This window comes from Pseudolysinimonas sp. (assembly GCF_057350545.1).
Map to the genome: position 1 here is coordinate 1 of NZ_JBMRCP010000038.1, position 2,839 is coordinate 2,839.

At 68.3% G+C, this 2,839-nt stretch carries 3 protein-coding genes; all 3 read right to left on the bottom strand.

The genetic code is table 11. The features are described from left to right. On the bottom strand, positions 1 to 1,445 hold a 1,445-nt coding region (locus ACO1X9_RS05165; protein ID WP_486349760.1), incomplete at its 3' end, for a glycoside hydrolase family 5 protein. Between the two features lie 8 nt (positions 1,446 to 1,453). Further along, the gene (locus tag ACO1X9_RS05170) at positions 1,454 to 2,311 is read right to left on the bottom strand and encodes a carbohydrate ABC transporter permease (RefSeq protein WP_486349761.1); all 858 of its coding nucleotides are present in this window, start codon (positions 2,309 to 2,311) and stop codon (positions 1,454 to 1,456) included. Continuing rightward, positions 2,301 to 2,839, bottom strand: a 539-nt coding sequence (locus ACO1X9_RS05175; protein WP_486349762.1) for a carbohydrate ABC transporter permease, incomplete at its 5' end; no start/stop codon positions are given. The genes ACO1X9_RS05175 and ACO1X9_RS05170, both read right to left, overlap by 11 nt.

The window sequence follows — 2,839 nt, forward strand, 5'->3', positions numbered from 1 at the left end:
ACCGTCGCCGCGGCCGAGACGCGCTCGAGCTCGAACTCGAGCCAATCGCCCGCGGCGAGCGCCGCGACGACGACCTCCGAGTCGAGGTACGGCCGGCCGTCCTGGCTCTGCTGGAACGGGTTGGGGTCGTGGTCGCCGGGGGGCGCCCAGTCGAGCGTCACGGCGTCGTCCTCGCGGATGCCGGGCAGCGGGCGACCGTCGGCGACCGCGTACGACTCTCCCGCGCCGCGGTAGCCGAACCCCCACGCCGGCACGACCTCCGGCGCGATGCCGGTCACGGCCGCCACGACCTGGGGCTGCCACCGGCACTCCGCGATCGGCAGCGCCGCGAGCAGTGCCTGCAGGATCTCCCAGGCGCGCTCGGAGTCGAGGGCGCCTGGGTCGTCGATCGCCGCGATCACGTCGTCCCAGCCGTCGGGTGCGAGCACGGAGGCGGGGGATGTCGTCGTCTCGATCTTCTTCCAGGGCCACAGGTTCCAGCCGATGCCGTGCGTCTCGTAGAGCCGGAACGCGGTGTAGAGCCACTCGCGGGTGTTCTCGCCGCCCTCTCCCATGTAGATCGGGAGGCCGAGGCGCTCCCGCGCCTCGAGGAACGGCGCGAGCGCGGCGGTGTCGGGCGACGACCAGTACTTGTGGAATTGCAGGAGGGAGTTGTCGTCCCACACCTCGGTGAAGATGCTCCAGTTGGTCGCCCAGTGCGCCCCCTCGTAGACGATGAGGTGGTCGGGGTCGACCTCGCGGATCGCCGCGGTGAGGTCGCGGTAGAGCTCGGCGAGCGCGGCGCCGTGCGAGTGCTGCCATTCGTTCGGCAGCGGTTCGTTGAGCAGGTCGTAGCCCATCACGACGGTCTCTCCCGCGTAGCGCGTCGCGAGGTCGCGCCACAGCCGCAGCGTGAGGTCGCGGTATCGCGGCTCGAGGAAGAGCTCCGGCAGGTTGTTCGGGGAGTCGTCGATGTTCGTGCCGGTCTGCCCGCCGGGCGCGCCGTGCAGGTCGAGCAGCACCCACAGCCGGTGCTCGCGGCACCACTCGATGAGGCGGTCGATCATCGCGTAGCCGGCCTCGACCGGCTCGCCGTCCTCGTTCTGGATGACGCGACTGTTGATCGGCAGGCGCACGTGATCGAAGCCGCTCGCCGCGATGAGCGCGATGTCCCGCTCGGTGATGTAGGCATCCCGGAACCCGTCCCAGAACACGGCCGCGCGCTCAGGGCCGACGAGGCGGGACACGAGGGCCTCGATCTCGCGCGGCGATTCGGCGCCGGGACCGAACTTCCACATGTAGCCCTCGGGCAGCATCCAGTTGCCGAGTCCGACGCCGCGCAGCAGGAGGTCGCGGCCCGAACCGTCGACGAGCTTCGCACGCCGGGCGTGCACGAACCCGTCGAACGAGGCGGGACGCGGGGCGAACGCGGGCGCGGTCGACGTCGCGGGGAGAACGGAGGTCATGGCGGAGTTCACTTCAATCCGGAGAGGGCGAAGCCCTGCATCACGTAGCGCTGGAAGACGACGAAGACGAGGAGGATCGGCACGACCATCACCGACGCCGCCGCCATCTGGAGGGACGGGTTCACGGCGAGCTGCTGATTGAGCAGCGAGAGCCCGACCGAGAGCGTGTAGAGCTTCTGGTCGCTCGCGATGATGAGCGGCCAGAGGAAGCTGTTCCAGCCGGCGATGAAGGTCAGCACGACCTGCACGGCGAGGATCGGCCGTGACATCGGCAGCACGATCTGCCAGAAGATGCGGAACTCCCCCGCGCCGTCGAGCCGCGCGGCCTCGAGCATCTCGGTGGGGATGGTCGACATGAACTGCCGGAAGAGGAAGATGCTGAACCCGCCGACGAGTGTGGGCAGCGCGATGCCGACGAGCGTGTTCGTGAGCTTCAGCCCGTTGAGGATCAGGTAGGTCGGGATCATCGTGACCTGGATCGGGATCATCATCGTCGCGAGCACGATGAAGAACATCCCGCGGCGCCCGCGGAAGTCGAACTTCGCGAACGCATAGCCCGCCATCGCCATGAACAGCAGGCCGATGAAGCCGATCGCGACGACGATCACGGTGTTGCGCAGGTACGTGCCGAAGTCGAGCTCGGTGAAGAGCCGCACGTACCACTCGAACGTCGGGTCCTGCGGAACGACGGTCGGCGGGAAGTCGATCGACTCGCGCTGCGGCTTGAGCGAGGTCGTGAGCATCCACAAGAAGGGGAAGGCCGTGATGACCGCGCCGACGGCGAGCACGGCGCCGATCGCGACCGTCATGCGACGCGCGCCCGACCGCGTGCCGGCCCGGCGGGAGCGCAGCAGTTCAGTACTCATCGTCGGCCCTCCGCAGACGCAGCTGGATGAGGGTGATGATCGCGATGATCACGAAGAGCACGATCGATCCGGCGCTCGCGTACCCAAACTGGTTGAGCCGGAAGCCCTCCTTGTAGAGGAAGATGCTCACCGACGTCGTGGCTCCGAGCGGTCCGCCGTCGGTGAGCACGAACGGCTCGTCGAAGAACTGCAGCCAGGCGATCGTCGTCGTCACCGCGACGAAGAAGATCGCGAAGCGCAGCAGCGGGATGGTGACCGAGAACGTCGTGCGAGCCTCGCCCGCCCCGTCGAGGGATGCCGCCTCGAGATACTCCTTCGGCACGCTCTGCAGGGCCGCGAGGAAGATGATGATGTTGAGCCCCGTGCCGCGCCAGACGGCGACGAGCGCGACCGAGAACTTCGACAGCCACGGGTCGGAGAGCCACTGCACCTGCTCGATCCCGACGAGGGAGAGCCCGTAGTTCAGCAGCCCGAACTGCGTGTTGTAGAGGTAGCCCCAGATGAGCGAGATCGCGACGATCGCCGTGA